This window comes from Actinacidiphila sp. bgisy167 (assembly GCF_057707665.1).
Genome location: NZ_JBYIQP010000018.1, coordinates 15,432 through 30,485, shown reverse-complemented (window position 1 = coordinate 30,485; position 15,054 = coordinate 15,432). Strand labels below are relative to the sequence as shown.

Sequence of the window (15,054 nt, the reverse complement as noted above, 5' to 3'; positions counted from 1 at the left end):
TCCCTCCCACATGATCCTCGTAGCCGCCCTGGAGGTTCCGTGGTACAGGCGTACATTCTGATTCAGACCGAGGTGGGAAAGGCCTCGGCGGTAGCGGAGGTGATCTCCAAGATTTCCGGGGTCATCCAGGCCGAGGACGTCACCGGCCCGTACGACGTGATCGTGCGTGCCCAGGCCGACACGGTCGACGACCTGGGTCGACTCGTGGTGGCGAAGGTGCAGCAGGTGGAGGGGATCACCCGCACCCTGACGTGTCCGGTCGTCCATCTGTAGGCCCCCTGTAGGCTCGCCGGGTGATGTACCGCCGGGTCGCGCTCGTCTCCGTGTCCGCCGTCGCGTGCTTGTCCGCGGCGGCGGTCTGGATCTCCGCCTCCGGCGACGCGGGCGGCGTCGCCGTGCCGTCGCCCTCCGCCTCCGCCGCCCGGCTGTGCGGCGCCCTCCACGACGCGCTGCCGGAGAAGGTCGACGGCCTGTCGAAGCGGTCGCTGAGCCCGGTGTCCGACCTCACCACCGGATGGGGGGATCCTACGGTGGTGCTGCGCTGCGGCGTACCGCGTCCCGAGATGCTCACCCCGGGCAATCCGGTGTACAACCCCACCGCGGACGTGGTGGAGGTCAACGGCGTGAGCTGGCTCATCGAGCCGACCGGCGACGGCTACCGCTTCACGACGACCGGGCGCAAGGCCTTCGTCGAGGTGACCGTACCCGCCCGGTACCAACCCGAGGTCAATCCGCTGACCGACCTCGGGCACGCCGTGCGGACGACGATCCCCTCCGAACTCTGACGTAGGGGGCTCGGTCCCGGCCGGGCGGGATCAGCGCAGGCCGGTGGGGCGCCGCAGCGCGGCCTGGATCAGCCGGTCCACCAGTTCCGCGTAGCCGACGCCGCTCTCCTGCCACATGCGCGGGTACATGGAGATCGGCGTGAAGCCCGGCATGGTGTTGATCTCGTTGATCACGAACTCGCCGTCGTCCTGCAGGAAGAAGTCCGCGCGGACCAGGCCCTCGCAGGAGGCCGCGTCGAAGGCGGCCACAGCGAGCCGCTGCACCTCGGCGGTCTGCTCGGGGGTCAGCGGAGCGGGCACGACGCCCTCCGCGGAGTCGATGTACTTCGCCTCGAAGTCGTAGAAGTCGTGAGCCGTGACCGGCGGGATCTCCGCGGGGACGGAGGCGCGCGGCCCGTCCTCGAACTCCAGGACACCGCATTCGATCTCACGGCCGCGCAGCAGCGACTCCACGAGCACCTTGGGGTCGTGCCGGCGGGCCTCCTCAATCGCCGCGTCCAGGCCGGCGAGGTCGTCCACCTTGCTGATGCCCATGGAGGACCCGGCACGGGCGGGCTTCACGAAGACCGGCCAGCCGTGCGCGGCGGCGAAGTCCACGACCTTCGCGCGGGCCGCGGCCGGGTCGTTCTCCCACTCCCGGGGGCGGACCACGACGTACGGACCGACGGGCAGGCCGAAGGAGGTGAAGACCCGCTTCATGTACTCCTTGTCCATGCCGACGGCGGAGGAGAGCACACCGGAGCCGACGTAGGGCACGCCGGACAGTTCCAGCAGGCCCTGGAGGGTGCCGTCCTCGCCGTACGGTCCGTGCAGCATGGGGAAGACGACGTCGACGTCGCCCAGAGCCTTGGGCACCGAGCCGGGCTCGCTGTAGACGACCTCGCGGCTGGCCGGGTCGACCGGCAGCAGCACCGTGCCGTCGCAGGACTCGGTGAGCTGCGCGACGTTCGGCAGCGCGCGGTCGGCGATCGCCATCCGGGACGGGTCGTCGGCGGTCAGCGCCCAACGGCCGTCGGTGGTGATGCCGATCGGCAGCACGTCGTACTTGTCGCGGTCGATGGCGCGCAGCACGGCGCCTGCGGTGACCACCGAGATGGCGTGCTCGGAGCTGCGTCCGCCGAAGACGACGGCGACGCGCGGCTTGCGGGAAGAAGGCTGATTGCTCATGTCGCGTCGACCTTACCGTTCCGGACGTCAGCGCTCCGACTTGGCGGACCGCGACATCAGCTCCTTGACCGCGACGGCGGGCTGCTTCCCGTTGTGCACGATGTCGACGACGGTCTCGGCGATGGGCATGTCGACGCCGTGCCGGCGGGCCAGGTCGAGCACCGACTCGCAGGACTTGACGCCCTCGGCGGTCTGCCGGGTGACGGCGATGGTCTCCTCCAGCGTCATGCCCTTGCCCAGGTTGAAGCCGAAGGTGTGGTTGCGCGACAGCGGCGAGGAGCAGGTCGCGACGAGGTCGCCCAGCCCCGCCAGACCGGAGAAGGTCAGCGGGTCGGCGCCGAGCGCGATGCCGAGCCGGGTGGTCTCGGCCAGTCCGCGCGTGATCAGCGAGCCCTTGGTGTTGTCGCCCAGGCCCATGCCGTCGGCGATGCCCACGGCCAACCCGATCACGTTCTTCACCGCGCCGCCCAGTTCGCAGCCCACCACGTCGGTGTTGGTGTACGGCCGGAAGTACGCGGTGTGGCTGGCGGCCTGCAGCCGCTTGGCGACAGCCTCGTCGCGGCAGGCGACCACGGAGGCGGCGGGCTGCCGAGCGGCGATCTCCTTGGCCAGGTTGGGGCCGGACAGCACGGCGACGCGCTCCGGGCCCGCCTTGGCCACCTCCTCGATGACCTCGCTCATCCGCTTGGCCGTGCCGAGCTCGACGCCCTTCATCAGGCTGACCAGCACGGCGTCGCGAGGCAGCAGCGACTGCCACGCGGCCAGGTTGCCGCGCAGCGTCTGCGCCGGCACGGAGAGGATCACGAACTCCGCGCCCCGGGCGGCCTCGGCGGGGTCGGTGGTGGCGGTGATCGTCGCGGGCAGCTCGACACCGGGCAGGTAGTACGGGTTGCTGCGGGTGGTGTTGACGGCCTCGACCACCTCCGGGCTGCGCCCCCACATGGTCACCTCGGCGCCCGCGTCCGCGAGCACCATCGCGAAGGCGGTGCCCCAGGAGCCCGGGCCGTAGACCGCACAGCGCGTCGTCACTTGGCGGTTCCCTTCTGCTTGCGGGGGTCGAAGCGCTCGGCGGGCGGGTTCTGGCCGCGCAGTTCACCGAGCAGTTCGCTGACCGCGGCCATGATGGTGTCGGTGGCGTCCCTGAGCACCTCGGCGCTGGCCTCTTGGCCGTAGAAGGCCGACAGGTCCACCGGCGGCCCGGCGACGACCCGCAGGGTCCGGCGCGGGAAGAGGCGCACCTTCTTCTCCTTGGCGTACGGCGGCATGACCTCGTTGGCGCCCCACTGGGCGACCGGGATCACGGGCGCCTTGGTCATCAGCGCGACGCGGGCGACGCCGGTCTTGCCGACCATCGGCCACAGGTCGGGGTCGCGGGTCAGTGTGCCCTCGGGGTAGAAGGCGACGCACTCTCCGGAGTTGATGGCGTCGACCGCGGCGCGGAAGGCGTTGGCGGCGTCGGTGCTCTCCCGGTAGACGGGGATCTGGCCGGTGCCGCGCAGGACCGCGCCGACGAAGGCGGGCTTGAACAGCGGCGCCTTCGCCAGGAAGCGGGGGACCCGGCCGGTGTTGTACTGGAAATGCGCGTACGACAACGGGTCGAGGTACGAGTTGTGGTTGACCGCCGTGATGAATCCGCCCTGGGCCGGAATGTGCTCCATTCCTCGCCAGTCCCGCTTGAAGAGGAGGACGAGCGGCGGTTTGGCGATGGCGGCTGCGAGCCGGTACCAGAAGCCGATTCTGCGGCGGGACACCAGAACTCCTCCTCGTTCCGCCGCCGGCCCGGGATGACCGGACCGCGGCCTGCTGTGGTCGGCGGCACCGTGCGCCCGGTGCGGCCGCACAAGTCTCGCCGGTAGGCCACCGTAACGCCAGGGTGAAAGACCCTCGGGGTGGGGCCCGGCGGCATCGCCCGGCCTGAAGGCCCCGGCGGGCGCCCGCCGGATCGCGCACCCGTGGGCGGCCCGCCGGGAAGCAGGGCCCGCGCCGGGTGGCGGTGGGACCGGCGGACCCGAGCACAATAGTTCGGTGTCACCACCCGTGGAATGGTCGCTCGTCGTCCCGCTCAAGCCCCTGGCCACCGCCAAGAGCCGCCTCGCCGAGGCCGTCGGCCCCGGCCGGCGCGGGCTGGCCCTGGCCTTCGCCCAGGACACCGTGGCCGCCGCTCTGGCCTGCCCGGTCGTACGGCACGTGACGGTCGTCACCGACGATCCGCTCGCCGGGGCCTCGCTGACGGCCCTCGGGGCGCGTGTTCTGGCGGACTCCCCGGCGGCCGGTCTCAACGCCGCGCTGCGCCACGGCGCCGAAGCGGTCCGACGGCAGGACCCCGCGGCGGCCGTGGCGGCCCTCAACGCCGATCTCCCGGCCCTGCGGCCCGCCGAACTGGCGGCTGTGCTCAGCGCGGCGGCGCGGCACCCGGGACGGTCGTTCCTGGCCGACGCGGCCGGGATCGGCACCACGCTGCTGGCGGCCACCGGCGGCGCCGATCTCGCACCGGCCTTCGGGGGGCGGTCGCGGGCCCGCCACCGGGCCTCCGGCGCCCACGAGATCGTCCTGGCGGATGTCGACTCCGTGCGCCGGGACGTGGATACGGGCGAGGACCTGGCCGCCGCCCTGCTGCTGGGGGCCGGGCCGCACACGCGGGCACTGCTGCGGTCCGGGCTTCGGACCGTCCCGCGGGACGGGGACACCGGCACCGGGCCCACCGGGCGCCCGGCCGCGGGCTCACCCGCCCGGGGCTGCGGCGGCCGATAGGCTGAGGCTCATGCAGGCCACCGCGTACACCTACGACCCCGAGACCCGCGCCGGCAGCGTGCTGCTGGACGACGGGACCCCGCTGCCGTTCGACGCGGCGGCGTTCGACGCCGGTGGGCTGCGACTGCTGCGGCCCGGTCAGCGGGTGCGGATCCGCACCCATGGCAGCGGCGAAGAGCGCCGGGTGGTGTTCGTGACGCTGCAGACCTTTGCCGATCCGGGGGCCCCGGGCGCATGACCGCGGGCCGGGTGCCCCTGCGTCAGGGGTACCCGGCCCGTCAGCGTGTGCGGGTCCGCGCCGTCCTCACCGGTTCGCGGTCCGCTTGGTGGCGGTCTTGCGGGCCGCCGACTTGGCCGGCGCCTTCTTGGCGGGGGCGGTCTTCGCGGTGGTCTTCTTGGCGGTCGCCTTCTTCGCCGTGGTCTTGGCCGCGGTGGCCTTCTTCGCCGTGGTCTTGGCCGCGGTGGTCTTCTTCGCCGCCGCCTTGCCGGCGGTGGCCTTCTTCGCCGTCGTCTTCTTGGCGGCGGCCTTCTTGGTGGTGGCCTTGGCGGTGACGCCTCCGCTCAGGCTGCCCTTCGGCGCCTTCTTGACGGAGACCTCTCCGGCCTTCGGGAGCTTCTTCGACCCGCTGACCAGGTCCTTGAAGCCCTGACCGGCGCGGAAGCGCGGAACGGAGGTCTTCTTGACCCGGACCCGCTCCCCGGTCTGGGGGTTGCGGGCGTAGCGGGCGGGACGCTCCACCTTCTCGAACGAGCCGAAGCCGGTGACCGAGACACGGTCCCCGCTCACCGTCGCGCGGACGATCGCGTCCAGGACGGCGTCGACCGCGTCCGCGGCCTGCTGACGGCCGCCGAGCTTGTCGGCAATCGCTTCAACGAGCTGCGCCTTGTTCACGTCTTCCCCTTCGGAAACTTGCCCGGCGATGAAGTTCGGGCTTTTTCGCACGCTAGGCGGATATATACCGCAAATCAAATACGAAACGGGCGAATCACCCTTGTGCCGCAACGAACTCGGGGCTCAGGAAGGCCTTTGATCGGGGAATCGGCCTTCGTCGAGGTCCCTCATGAGTTCCTCCAGACGCCTTGCCGCACCAGCGAGATCATGCTTCGCGGCCGCGGTGATGACGAGCAGCCGCCGGGTCAACTGCATCCTGACGTCCTCCGGCACTTGCAGACCCGCCACCCGGGTGTGGGCCTGCTTCAACCTGGCAGCGAGGAACCCGTACAGCTCGAGTTGGCCATCGTGTTCCATGTGCCGATTGTGTCATCTGCGGTGAGTTGTCACGAGGTGTGGGCCCGAACACGCCGCAGCGCCCCCCGCCCGGGTGGGGGCGGGGGGCGCTGCGGGGGTGGGCGGCGGGTGGCAGCGAGGGCGGCCGAACCGCTCAGACCAGGGTGCGCGGCTTGTAGGAGGGGCGTTCGGCCTCGTAGGCGGCGATCTCGGCCTCGTACTGCAGGGTGAGGCTGATGTCGTCGAGGCCGTTGAGCAGCCGCCAGCGGGCGTTGTCGTCCAGCTCGAAGGGGGCGGTGATCCCCTCGGCGCGGACCTCGCGGGTCTGGAGGTCCACGGTGATCTCGGCCGTCGGGTCGGCCTCGGTCAGTTGCCAGAGCCTCTCGACCGTCTCCTGCGGCAGGATCACGGTGAGCAGGCCGTTCTTCAACGAGTTGCCGCGGAAGATGTCCGCGAAACGGGAGGAGATGACGGCCTTGAAACCGTAGTTCTGCAGCGCCCACACCGCGTGCTCGCGCGAGGAGCCGGTGCCGAAGTCGGGGCCGGCGACCAGGACGGTCGCACCCTGGCGCTCGGGCCGGTTGAGGACGAACTCGGGGTCCTTGCGCCAGGCCTCGAACAGACCGTCCTCGAAGCCGTTGCGGGTGACCTTCTTCAGCCAGTGCGCCGGGATGATCTGGTCCGTGTCGGCGTTGCTGCGGCGCAGCGGCACGGCGCGACCGGTGTGCGTGGTGAAAGCTTCCATCGTTCTCAGGCCTCCAGGGCGGCGGCGCCGGGCAGATCGGCGGGGGACGAGAGGTGGCCGGTGACCGCGGTCGCGGCCGCGACCTGCGGCGACACCAGGTGGGTACGGCCGCCCTTGCCCTGCCGTCCCTCGAAGTTGCGGTTGGAGGTGGACGCGGAGCGCTCACCGGGGGCCAGTTGGTCGGGGTTCATGCCCAGGCACATCGAGCAGCCCGCGTGGCGCCACTCGGCACCGGCCTCCTTGAAGACCGTGTCCAGACCCTCCTCCACGGCCTGCAGCGCGACCCGGACCGAGCCGGGCACGACCAGCATCCGCACGCCGTCGGCGACCTTGCGGCCCTTGACGACGGAGGCGGCGGAGCGCAGGTCCTCGATGCGGCCGTTGGTGCAGGAGCCGACGAAGACGGTGTCGACCTTCACCTGGCGCAGCGGTGTGCCGGGCTCCAGGGCCATGTACTCCAGGGCCTTCTCGGCGGCCAGGCGGTCGCTGGGGTCCTCGAATTCGGCCGGGTCCGGCACGGAGGCGCTCAACGGGGCTCCCTGGCCGGGGTTGGTGCCCCAGGTGACGAACGGGGACAGGGAGGCGGCGTCGATGACGACCTCGTGGTCGAAGACGGCGTCCTCGTCGGTCCTCAGCGTCTCCCAGTACGCGACCGCGGCGTCCCAGTCCTCACCCTGCGGGGCGTGCGGACGGCCCCGCAGGTACTCGAAGGTGGTGCGGTCGGGGGCGATCATCCCGGCCCGGGCACCCGCCTCGATCGACATGTTGCAGATGGTCATCCGGGCCTCCATCGACAGCTTCTCGATGGCCGAGCCGCGGTACTCGATGACATAGCCCTGACCGCCGCCGGTGCCGATCCTGGCGATGATCGCCAGGATCAGGTCCTTGGCGGTGACGCCTTCGGGCAGTTCGCCGTCGACGGTGATCGCCATGGTCTTGAACGGGGCCAGCGGCAGGGTCTGGGTGGCCAGCACGTGCTCGACCTGGCTGGTGCCGATGCCGAACGCCAGCGCGCCGAAGGCGCCGTGGGTGGAGGTGTGGCTGTCGCCGCAGACGACCGTCATGCCCGGCTGGGTCAGGCCCAGCTGCGGACCCACGACGTGCACCACACCCTGCTCGACGTCGCCCAGCGGATGCAGCCGCACCCCGAACTCGGCGCAGTTCTTGCGCAGCGTCTCCAGCTGTGTGCGCGAGACCGGGTCGGCGATCGGCTTGTCGATGTCGAGGGTGGGGGTGTTGTGGTCCTCGGTCGCGATGGTGAGGTCCAGCCTGCGGACCCGTCGGCCGTTCATCCGCAGGCCGTCGAAGGCCTGCGGGCTGGTGACCTCGTGGAGCAGGTGCAGGTCGATGAAGAGGAGGTCGGGCTCGCCCTCGGCGCGCCGTACGACGTGATCCTCCCAGACCTTTTCCGCGAGTGTCCTTGCCATCGCATTCCCTCCGACCGGCCGCTCTGCCGGCCTGTTCGTCGTTGCCCTGCGTGTCCGCGCCCTTGTGGGGAGTGGCCGCAGCGGCCTGTGCGTTCCAGCGTGCCGCGTCCACCGGAAAATTGAACTTGCGTTTCACAGAGTGAGACGCGAGTATCGTTGCATGGACAACAGTAGTGGCGTCGGCGTTCTCGACAAGGCAGCTCTGGTGCTCAGCGCACTGGAGTCCGGCCCGGCCACCCTGGCCGGGCTCGTGGGCGCCACGGGTCTCGCGCGCCCGACCGCACACCGTCTCGCCGTCGCTCTCGAGCACCACCGGATGGTGGCCCGCGACATGCAGGGACGCTTCATCCTCGGTCCGCGGCTGTCTGAACTCGCCGCCGCGGCGGGCGAGGACCGCCTGCTCGCCACGGCCGGCCCGGTGCTCACACATCTGCGCGACATGACCGGAGAGAGCGCCCAGCTCTACCGCCGCCAGGGCGACATGCGCATCTGCGTGGCCGCCGCCGAGCGGCTGTCCGGGCTGCGGGACACCGTCCCGGTCGGCTCCACGCTGCCGATGAAGGCCGGCTCCGCCGCCCAGGTGCTGCTCGCCTGGGAGGAACCGGAGCGGCTCCACCGCGGGCTGCAGGGGGCCCGCTTCACCGCCACCGCGCTCTCCGGTGTACGGCGCCGCGGCTGGGCGCAGTCGATCGGCGAGCGCGAACCCGGCGTCGCCTCCGTCTCGGCCCCCGTCCGCGGCCCGTCCAACCGAGTGGTGGCCGCGGTGTCCGTCTCCGGCCCGATCGAGCGGCTGACCCGCCACCCCGGGCGCATGCACGCACAGGCCGTCGTGGACGCCGCCAACCGGCTGTCCGAGGCGCTGCGCCGCAGCGGCTGAGCCCGCACCACCGCCGTCAGGCGGACGGCTCGGACGACTCCCCTCCGGCTGCGAGCCGCTGGGCCGCCGTCTCGCCGCGGCGGCCCACCGGGACGACCCCCGTCGCGGCGCCCAGGCCGAAGGCGGGCATGTCGACGGAGACGGACTCATGGGCGCCCGCCGGCGCGGCGTACGTCTCGTGCCAGAGCCCGACCCCTGCCTTGCCGGTCCGCGCACGGCGGTTGAACGCCGCCCACGCGGGCCGGTGCTGCCCGTCCTCGCGGGAGGCGTAGGCGAAGAGCTGCTCCGTGGACCTCCAGTACTGGACGACATAGATCACCCGGGGCCCGCCGAACAGCAGCCGGTACCCCAGAAAGCCGCTCCCCTCGTCCCGCGAGAGCTCCCGCAGCATCCGCGGCATGGCCCGGAACACCGGGAACCAGCCGCCCACGGACCGGAAGCGGTTGATCCGCATACCGGTGAGGAAGACGACGACGCCCTCGGCGGCGGCGGTGTTGCGGCCCCGAATCACGGGAGCGGACATGCCGTGACGCTCACGGTGCTCTGCAAGCCCGTGCTGCTGAGCCTGCGCCGCCTCGCCGAGGCCGGGGAGTCCCGGCGCCGGTTCGGTGACGGGTAGGGGGCGCGCCGGGCGGAAGGGGAAGCCGGGGAACGGCGGTCGGAGACGGGGGGAACCAGGAGAGGTCGGAGAAAAGAAGAGGCCCCCCGCCGAAGCGGAGGGCCTCTCCCCGATGTACCCCCGACCGGATTCGAACCGGCGCTACCGCCTTGAGAGGGCGGCGTGCTAGGCCGCTACACAACGGGGGCAAGTCTCGTGGAAATACGCTGGGGTACCAGGACTCGAACCTAGACTAAATGAACCAGAATCACTCGTGCTGCCAATTACACCATACCCCATGGTGTGTCAAGTACCCCCGACCGGATTCGAACCGGCGCTACCGCCTTGAGAGGGCGGCGTGCTAGGCCGCTACACAACGGGGGCCCTAGCGATCCCTGGAAGGGACCAGTACCCCCGACCGGATTCGAACCGGCGCTACTGCCTTGAGAGGGCAGCGTGCTAGGCCGCTACACAACGGGGGCTTTGCAGAAGATCTGCGCTGGGGTACCAGGACTCGAACCTAGACTAACTGAACCAGAATCAGTCGTGCTGCCAATTACACCATACCCCACCAAAACTCAACCCCCGGCTGGGGGGTTTCGTTTGGTTCGCGCCCCGTGCCGGCCTTTCGGCCCGCCCGAGCGGCGCAGGAAGAACATTACCCGATCGGTGACGGGGCTCCAAAACGAGTATCCGCCGCCAGAAGCGCGGGCAGCTGCGCGAGACCGGTGATCCGCCGCAGGTCCGGCGCGGGGACCGACCCCGTACGGTCCAGCCACACTCCGTACAGCCCCGCCGCGTCCGCTCCGCGCGCGTCGGTGTCGGCCTTGTCGCCCACGTAGGCCACCTCCCGCGGGGGCAGCCCCAGCACCTCGCACGCTGCCAGGAAGGCCTGGGGGGCGGGCTTGGCGTGTCCCAGTTCCCGGGAGCACACCAGGCATTCGAAGCGGTCCCGCAGACCCAGCCGGGTGAGCTTGCGCTCCTGGTGGGCGGCGCTGGAGTTGGACAGCAGGCCGTGCCGGAAGCCGGGGGTGAGGGCGTTCAGCGCCGGCACCACGTCGGGGAAGACCGCCCAGGCGGCCTCGAAGCGCACGTAGTAGGCCGCGAACCACGCGTCGGCCACGGCGCCGGGCGCGTCCGGCCCCAGGAAGACCCGGGCCCGCGCCCTGCGCTGCTCGGTGAAGGTCAGCTCCCCGCGGACGAAGCGTTCGTAGTGCGTCTCCATCGCCTCGCGCCACGTCCGCAGCGCCCGCTCCTCCCCACCGAACGCACCGAGCAGTCCCTCGGCCTCGAGATGGCGCAGCGCTCCGGCCCGCTCGGCACCCGAGTAGTCGAAGAGCGTGTCGTCGATGTCCCAGAGCACGGCGCGGATCGGCATGCACCGACGCTACCCCGGCGCTCCGTGCGGGCGCCCGGGTCCCGGCGGCGGGCCGGTGAACAGCGTCCGGCGGCTGACGAAACGGCGCCGTTCGCCCGTCACCGGGTCGTCGAACTCCAGCACCCGGGCGAGCAGCCGCAGCGGGCGGGAGAAGTCGCCCGGCGCGGCAGGCGGGAGGACGTACGGATAGACGGGATCGCCGAGGATCGGGACCCCCAGGGCGTTCATGTGCACCCGCAGCTGGTGGGTGCGGCCCGTCTCGGGGCGCAGGCGGTAACGGGCCAGTCCGTCACGGTGCTCGAGCAGCTCCACATGACTGCGGGCGTTGGGCTCGCCGGGGACCTCGCGGGCCGCCGTCTCGCCGCGTTCCTTCACGATCCGGCTCTCCACCGTGCGGGGAAGCACCAGGTCGGGGTCGTACCGGGCCACGGCCTCGTACTCCTTGCCCACCAGCCGGTCGCGGAAGATCGTCTGGTAGGCGCCGCGCAGCTCGGGGCGGATCACGAACATCACCACACCCGCCGTCAGCCGGTCGAGCCGGTGGGCCGGGCTGAGCTCGGGCAGGGACAGGTCGTGGCGCAGCCGGCTCAGCGCCGTCTGCACGACGTGCCCGCCGCGCGGCATGGTGGCGAGGAAGTGCGGCTTGTCGACGACGAGCAACCGGTCGTCCCGGTGGAGCACCTCGATGGCGAAGGGCACCGGGACCTCGTCCGGCAGCTCCCGGTGGAACCAGACGTGGCCGCCCGGGCGGTAGGCGGCGTCGGGTGCGAGCGGGCCGTCGACGCCGTGCACCTCCCCCGCCGCGAACATGGCGTCCACGTGCGTCGCGGGCACCGCCGCGCCGAGGCGCTCCACCAGGTGGTCGCGGACCGTCGCCCAGTTCCCGGTGCCGGGCAGGCGCACACGCACAGGGTCGACCCCGCGGCGCTGGGGCAGCGGGGGGTTCGGTGGTCTGGTCCGGCGGCGCATGACGTGGCGCGGGAAGCGTGCCGCCCCGGGCTCCTGGCGGGGTCCGGGGCGGATCGGCGCCGCGGTCAGCCGGCCAGCTTCGCCAGGGCGGCGTCGACGCGGGCCAGGGTGCGCTCGCGGCCGAGCACTTCGAGGGACTCGAACAGCGGCAGCCCGACGGTGCGGCCGGTGACGGCGACCCGGAGAGGCGCCTGGGCCTTGCCGAGCTTGAGGCCGTGCGTCTCCCCGGCGGCGAGGACGGCGTTCTTCAGCGCCTCGGCGTTCCAGTCGGCGGCCGCCAGGTTCTCGCGGGCGGTGGTGAGCAGTGCCGAGGCGGCGGCCGGGTCCTTCATGGCCTTCTGCCACGACGCCTCGTCCTCCACCGGCTCCTCCAGGAAGAGGAAGTCGACGTTGGCGGTGATGTCCGAGAGCACGGTCAGGCGGGTCTGCGCGTGCGGCGCGATCGCCTCGAACGCGGCCTGGTCGAACGCCTCGGGCGCCCAGGGGGCGTACGGGGCCTTCAGCCACGGGCCGCAGGCCTCCACGAACGTCTTGACGTCGAGCATGCGGATGTGGTCGGCGTTGATCGCCTCGGCCTTCTTGAGGTCGAAGCGCGCCGGGTTGGCGTTGACCGCGCCGATGTCGAAAGCGGCCACCATCTCCTCGATGGTGAAGACGTCACGGTCGGCGGAGAGCGACCAGCCGAGCAGCGACAGGTAGTTCAGCAGGCCCTCGGGGAGGAAGCCGCGCTCCCGGTAGAGGTTGAGGGAGGACTGCGGGTCGCGCTTGGAGAGCTTCTTGTTGCCCTCGCCCATGACGTACGGCAGGTGGCCGAAGAGGGGGGTGGCGCCGCCGCCGACGCCGATCTCGGCGAGCGCGCGGTAGAGCGCGATCTGGCGCGGGGTGGAGGACAGCAGGTCCTCGCCGCGCAGCACGTGCGTGATGCCCATCAGCGCGTCGTCGACCGGGTTGACCAGCGTGTACAGCGGGGCGCCGTTGGCCCGGACGATGCCGTAGTCGGGCACGTTGTCCGGGGTGAAGGTCAGCTCGCCGCGGATTAGGTCGGTGAAGGTGATCGTCTCGTCGGGCATGCGGAAGCGGACGATGGGCTCACGGCCCTCGCGCTCGTAGGCGTCGACCTGCTCGGCGGACAGTTCGCGGCAGTGGCCGTCGTAGCCGGAGGGGCGGCCGGCGGCGCGGGCGGCCTCGCGTCGCGCGTCGAGCTCCTCGGTGGTGCAGTAGCACTGGTACGCGTGGCCGGACTCCAGCAGCTTCGCGGCGACGTCCTTGTAGACGTCCATCCGCTGCGACTGCCGGTACGGGGCGTGCGGGCCGCCGACCTCGGGACCCTCGTCCCAGTCGATGCCGAGCCAGCGCATGGCCTCCAGCAGCTGCTCGTACGACTCCTCCGAGTCGCGCGCGGCGTCGGTGTCCTCGATGCGGAAGACCAGGGCGCCCTGGTGGTGGCGGGCGAAGGCCCAGTTGAACAGGGCGGTTCGGACCAGGCCCACGTGGGGGTTGCCGGTCGGCGAGGGGCAGAAACGTACGCGTACGGGAGCTGCGCTAGTCACGCTTGATCACCTTGTTGGTGAGAGTGCCGATGCCTTCGATGGTGACGGCGACCTCGTCGCCGACGTGGAGCGGGCCGACGCCCGCCGGGGTGCCGGTGAGGACGACGTCGCCGGGGAGCAGCGTCATGGCCTCGGTGATGTGGACGATCAGGTCCTCGATGGAGCGGATCATCTGGCTCGTGCGGCCGGCCTGGCGCAGTTCGCCGCCCACCGTCGCGGTGACGGCGAGGTCGTTGGCGGTGGCGAGGTCGAGGTCCGTCTCGATCCAGGGGCCGATGGGGCACGAGGAGTCGAAGCCCTTGGCGCGCGCCCACTGCTTCTCCGCCTTCTGGGCGTCCCGAGCGGTGACGTCGTTGGCGCAGGTGTAGCCGAGGATGACCTCGGCCACACGGTCGCGGGGGACCTCGCGGCACATCCGGCCGATGACGACGGCGAGCTCGGCCTCGTAGTGCACCTCCTGTGAGAAGGAGGGGTACACGATCGGGTCACCGGGGCCGATCACCGACGTGGAGGGCTTGAAGAAGGCGACCGGGACCTCCGGCACCTCGTTGCCCAGCTCGGCCGCGTGCTCGGCGTAGTTCCGGCCGATCGCGACGACCTTGCTGGGGAGCACGGGCGGCAGCAGCCGGACCTTGCTCAGCGGCACCTTCGTGCCGGAGCGCTCGTACTCGGCGAACGGGATGCCCTTGATGATGTCGAGGACGAGTCCGTCCGGGACGGACTCGTCGCCCTCGACGACGCCGAAGGCGACATTGCCGTCGATGGAGAACCTGGCGATGCGCACGGGAAGCAGCTCACCTCACTGGCCGGAGACTGACGCTCCAGGTTATCCCGGGGGTGGCCAGCGGGACCCGCCGCCGAGCCGCGCCTCGGAGGCCGCGCTGCCTCTCAGGCGGTCGGCAGTTCCTTCAGGATGGTGCGGCGCGGGTTGGCGGTCTGCCGGGGCAGCACGACGGCTTCCGCTTCCTCGACGTCCGGGGCGACCTCTGCGGTCCGCGTGTCCTCGGCGTCCGTGAGGTGCGCGAGGGTGGTGCGGCGCGGGTTGGCTATGGGTCGCATGATCATGGTCGTCTTCATGGGGCGGTCAGAACCTCGTGGTGTCCCGGGCGCCGGCGGGCGCGGTTGACGTAGTGCACGCTTGTGTCAAACGTCAATCTATCGGCGGCCATTCCCCGATCCGGATGCTCGATACAACTGACGGCCTGTGATTTTCCTCACGAACGACGGGACAAGCAGGGCGAATCGGTCGGCTGGCCGATGACGGGGAATCCGACATCACGGCTCATCCGGACTCTTCACCCTTGGTCGGCAGCAGCCGGGCGTCGAGCGCGAGGCTTGAACTCGCCCCCGGAAAGCCCGGATTGCCCGAAGATTCACAAAAGCGCGCGAACGCCGTGTGATCCACTGGACGCGTTGAGTCACGGGTTCCCCTCAAAACCTGTCCGCCCTTGTTGGACGTGCGGCACTGTGCTGAAATTCCCCGGACCGCCGTATCAACAGAAACCGGCGCGCGGGGGGAGCGTGCGATCGCCGAGCGGCGGCCAATGGGTATCCGCCGGGAAGGCGGGACTCCGAAGAC

General features: G+C 71.3%; 18 protein-coding genes and 5 tRNA genes. 5 read left to right on the top strand and 18 right to left on the bottom strand.

What is annotated here, in order from left to right:
• Positions 1-39 precede the first annotated feature (39 nt).
• Together AC3ET4_RS09895 and AC3ET4_RS09890 are read left to right on the top strand one after the other, a co-directional pair.
• Entirely contained in the window at positions 40-273 is a 234-nt protein-coding gene (locus AC3ET4_RS09895) for an Lrp/AsnC family transcriptional regulator (protein ID WP_018562083.1), read from the top strand.
• 23 nt (positions 274-296) lie between these two features.
• Positions 297-785 carry a DUF3515 domain-containing protein gene (locus tag AC3ET4_RS09890; RefSeq protein WP_431948231.1) on the top strand — a complete coding sequence of 163 codons (489 nt, stop codon included), beginning with the start codon at positions 297-299 and terminating at the stop codon, positions 783-785.
• Positions 786-815: 30 nt separating this feature from the next.
• Here AC3ET4_RS09890 and AC3ET4_RS09885 read toward each other — a convergent pair whose 3' ends face one another.
• From AC3ET4_RS09885 to AC3ET4_RS09875, 3 genes are read right to left on the bottom strand one after another with little or no spacing between them, the layout of a single operon-like run.
• Positions 816-1,952 carry a D-alanine--D-alanine ligase family protein gene (locus AC3ET4_RS09885; protein ID WP_431948120.1) on the bottom strand — a complete coding sequence of 379 codons (1,137 nt, stop codon included), beginning with the start codon at positions 1,950-1,952 and terminating at the stop codon, positions 816-818.
• Positions 1,953-1,979: 27 nt separating this feature from the next.
• Positions 1,980-2,981: an NAD(P)H-dependent glycerol-3-phosphate dehydrogenase gene (locus AC3ET4_RS09880; RefSeq protein WP_431948118.1), complete on the bottom strand. Its 1,002-nt coding sequence runs from the start codon at positions 2,979-2,981 to the stop codon at positions 1,980-1,982.
• Positions 2,978-3,703 carry a lysophospholipid acyltransferase family protein gene (locus AC3ET4_RS09875; protein WP_431948116.1) on the bottom strand — a complete coding sequence of 242 codons (726 nt, stop codon included), beginning with the start codon at positions 3,701-3,703 and terminating at the stop codon, positions 2,978-2,980. The genes AC3ET4_RS09880 and AC3ET4_RS09875 overlap by 4 nt, the downstream gene beginning before the upstream one ends.
• A gap of 286 nt (positions 3,704-3,989) precedes the next feature.
• Here AC3ET4_RS09875 and cofC point away from each other — a divergent pair, with 286 nt between their 5' ends.
• Positions 3,990-4,703, top strand: coding sequence for a 2-phospho-L-lactate guanylyltransferase (gene cofC, locus AC3ET4_RS09870; RefSeq protein WP_431948229.1), 714 nt, complete (start codon positions 3,990-3,992; stop codon positions 4,701-4,703).
• 10 nt (positions 4,704-4,713) lie between these two features.
• Positions 4,714-4,941, top strand: coding sequence for a hypothetical protein (locus tag AC3ET4_RS09865; RefSeq protein WP_431948115.1), 228 nt, complete (start codon positions 4,714-4,716; stop codon positions 4,939-4,941).
• Between the two features lie 66 nt (positions 4,942-5,007).
• Here AC3ET4_RS09865 and AC3ET4_RS09860 read toward each other — a convergent pair whose 3' ends face one another.
• The 4 genes from AC3ET4_RS09860 to leuC all read right to left on the bottom strand — a co-directional run bounded on the left by AC3ET4_RS09860 (position 5,008) and on the right by leuC (position 8,103).
• A complete protein-coding gene (locus AC3ET4_RS09860) occupies positions 5,008-5,595 on the bottom strand; it encodes an HU family DNA-binding protein (RefSeq protein ID WP_431948113.1) in 588 nt (195 codons plus the stop codon).
• A gap of 123 nt (positions 5,596-5,718) precedes the next feature.
• Positions 5,719-5,952 carry an SCO5555 family protein gene (locus tag AC3ET4_RS09855; RefSeq protein ID WP_431948111.1) on the bottom strand — a complete coding sequence of 78 codons (234 nt, stop codon included), beginning with the start codon at positions 5,950-5,952 and terminating at the stop codon, positions 5,719-5,721.
• A 133-nt stretch (positions 5,953-6,085) separates the two neighbouring features.
• Positions 6,086-6,676 (bottom strand): 3-isopropylmalate dehydratase small subunit, encoded by a 591-nt coding sequence (leuD, locus tag AC3ET4_RS09850; protein ID WP_431948109.1) that lies wholly within the window; start codon positions 6,674-6,676, stop codon positions 6,086-6,088.
• Between the two features lie 5 nt (positions 6,677-6,681).
• Complete coding sequence (gene leuC / locus AC3ET4_RS09845) at positions 6,682-8,103, bottom strand: 3-isopropylmalate dehydratase large subunit (protein ID WP_431948107.1); 1,422 nt, start codon at positions 8,101-8,103, stop codon at positions 6,682-6,684.
• A 160-nt stretch (positions 8,104-8,263) separates the two neighbouring features.
• Between leuC and ndgR the strand changes: the two genes are divergently transcribed.
• Positions 8,264-8,980 (top strand): IclR family transcriptional regulator NdgR, encoded by a 717-nt coding sequence (gene ndgR / locus AC3ET4_RS09840; protein WP_431948105.1) that lies wholly within the window; start codon positions 8,264-8,266, stop codon positions 8,978-8,980.
• Positions 8,981-8,996: 16 nt separating this feature from the next.
• On the opposite strand, the gene AC3ET4_RS09835 is transcribed toward ndgR, so the two are convergent.
• From AC3ET4_RS09835 to AC3ET4_RS09785, 11 genes are all read right to left on the bottom strand, one after another.
• On the bottom strand, positions 8,997-9,503 hold the full coding sequence (locus AC3ET4_RS09835; protein WP_431948103.1) for a DUF4188 domain-containing protein: 507 nt from the start codon (positions 9,501-9,503) through the stop codon (positions 8,997-8,999).
• Positions 9,504-9,714: 211 nt separating this feature from the next.
• Positions 9,715-9,787 (bottom strand) — tRNA-Glu (locus AC3ET4_RS09830).
• An 18-nt stretch (positions 9,788-9,805) separates the two neighbouring features.
• Positions 9,806-9,877 (bottom strand) — tRNA-Gln (locus AC3ET4_RS09825).
• A 12-nt stretch (positions 9,878-9,889) separates the two neighbouring features.
• Positions 9,890-9,962 (bottom strand) — tRNA-Glu (locus tag AC3ET4_RS09820).
• 25 nt (positions 9,963-9,987) lie between these two features.
• Positions 9,988-10,060, bottom strand: a tRNA-Glu gene (locus tag AC3ET4_RS09815).
• Between the two features lie 17 nt (positions 10,061-10,077).
• Positions 10,078-10,149: transfer RNA gene (locus AC3ET4_RS09810), tRNA-Gln, on the bottom strand.
• Positions 10,150-10,236: 87 nt separating this feature from the next.
• Positions 10,237-10,956 carry an HAD family hydrolase gene (locus AC3ET4_RS09805; RefSeq protein WP_431948101.1) on the bottom strand — a complete coding sequence of 240 codons (720 nt, stop codon included), beginning with the start codon at positions 10,954-10,956 and terminating at the stop codon, positions 10,237-10,239.
• A 9-nt stretch (positions 10,957-10,965) separates the two neighbouring features.
• Positions 10,966-11,925 carry a pseudouridine synthase gene (locus AC3ET4_RS09800; protein ID WP_431948099.1) on the bottom strand — a complete coding sequence of 320 codons (960 nt, stop codon included), beginning with the start codon at positions 11,923-11,925 and terminating at the stop codon, positions 10,966-10,968.
• Positions 11,926-11,990: 65 nt separating this feature from the next.
• On the bottom strand, positions 11,991-13,475 hold the full coding sequence (gene gltX / locus AC3ET4_RS09795) for a glutamate--tRNA ligase (protein WP_431948097.1): 1,485 nt from the start codon (positions 13,473-13,475) through the stop codon (positions 11,991-11,993).
• Positions 13,468-14,259 carry a fumarylacetoacetate hydrolase family protein gene (locus tag AC3ET4_RS09790; RefSeq protein WP_431948095.1) on the bottom strand — a complete coding sequence of 264 codons (792 nt, stop codon included), beginning with the start codon at positions 14,257-14,259 and terminating at the stop codon, positions 13,468-13,470. Before AC3ET4_RS09790 ends, gltX begins: the two co-directional genes overlap by 8 nt.
• 104 nt (positions 14,260-14,363) lie before the next feature.
• Positions 14,364-14,552 (bottom strand): hypothetical protein, encoded by a 189-nt coding sequence (locus AC3ET4_RS09785; RefSeq protein WP_431948093.1) that lies wholly within the window; start codon positions 14,550-14,552, stop codon positions 14,364-14,366.
• Positions 14,553-15,054: the final 502 nt, after the last annotated feature.

Coding starts and splice junctions, on each gene's coding strand:
- AC3ET4_RS09890 (WP_431948231.1), top strand. CDS start 297: ATGTACCGCCGGGTCGCGCTCGTCTCCGTGTCCGCCGTCGCGTGCTTG.
- AC3ET4_RS09885 (WP_431948120.1), bottom strand. CDS start 1,952: ATGAGCAATCAGCCTTCTTCCCGCAAGCCGCGCGTCGCCGTCGTCTTC.
- AC3ET4_RS09865 (WP_431948115.1), top strand. CDS start 4,714: ATGCAGGCCACCGCGTACACCTACGACCCCGAGACCCGCGCCGGCAGC.
- AC3ET4_RS09855 (WP_431948111.1), bottom strand. CDS start 5,952: ATGGAACACGATGGCCAACTCGAGCTGTACGGGTTCCTCGCTGCCAGG.
- leuD (WP_431948109.1), bottom strand. CDS start 6,676: ATGGAAGCTTTCACCACGCACACCGGTCGCGCCGTGCCGCTGCGCCGC.
- leuC (WP_431948107.1), bottom strand. CDS start 8,103: ATGGCAAGGACACTCGCGGAAAAGGTCTGGGAGGATCACGTCGTACGG.
- ndgR (WP_431948105.1), top strand. CDS start 8,264: ATGGACAACAGTAGTGGCGTCGGCGTTCTCGACAAGGCAGCTCTGGTG.
- AC3ET4_RS09835 (WP_431948103.1), bottom strand. CDS start 9,503: ATGTCCGCTCCCGTGATTCGGGGCCGCAACACCGCCGCCGCCGAGGGC.
- AC3ET4_RS09805 (WP_431948101.1), bottom strand. CDS start 10,956: ATGCCGATCCGCGCCGTGCTCTGGGACATCGACGACACGCTCTTCGAC.
- AC3ET4_RS09800 (WP_431948099.1), bottom strand. CDS start 11,925: ATGCGCCGCCGGACCAGACCACCGAACCCCCCGCTGCCCCAGCGCCGC.
- AC3ET4_RS09785 (WP_431948093.1), bottom strand. CDS start 14,552: ATGAAGACGACCATGATCATGCGACCCATAGCCAACCCGCGCCGCACC.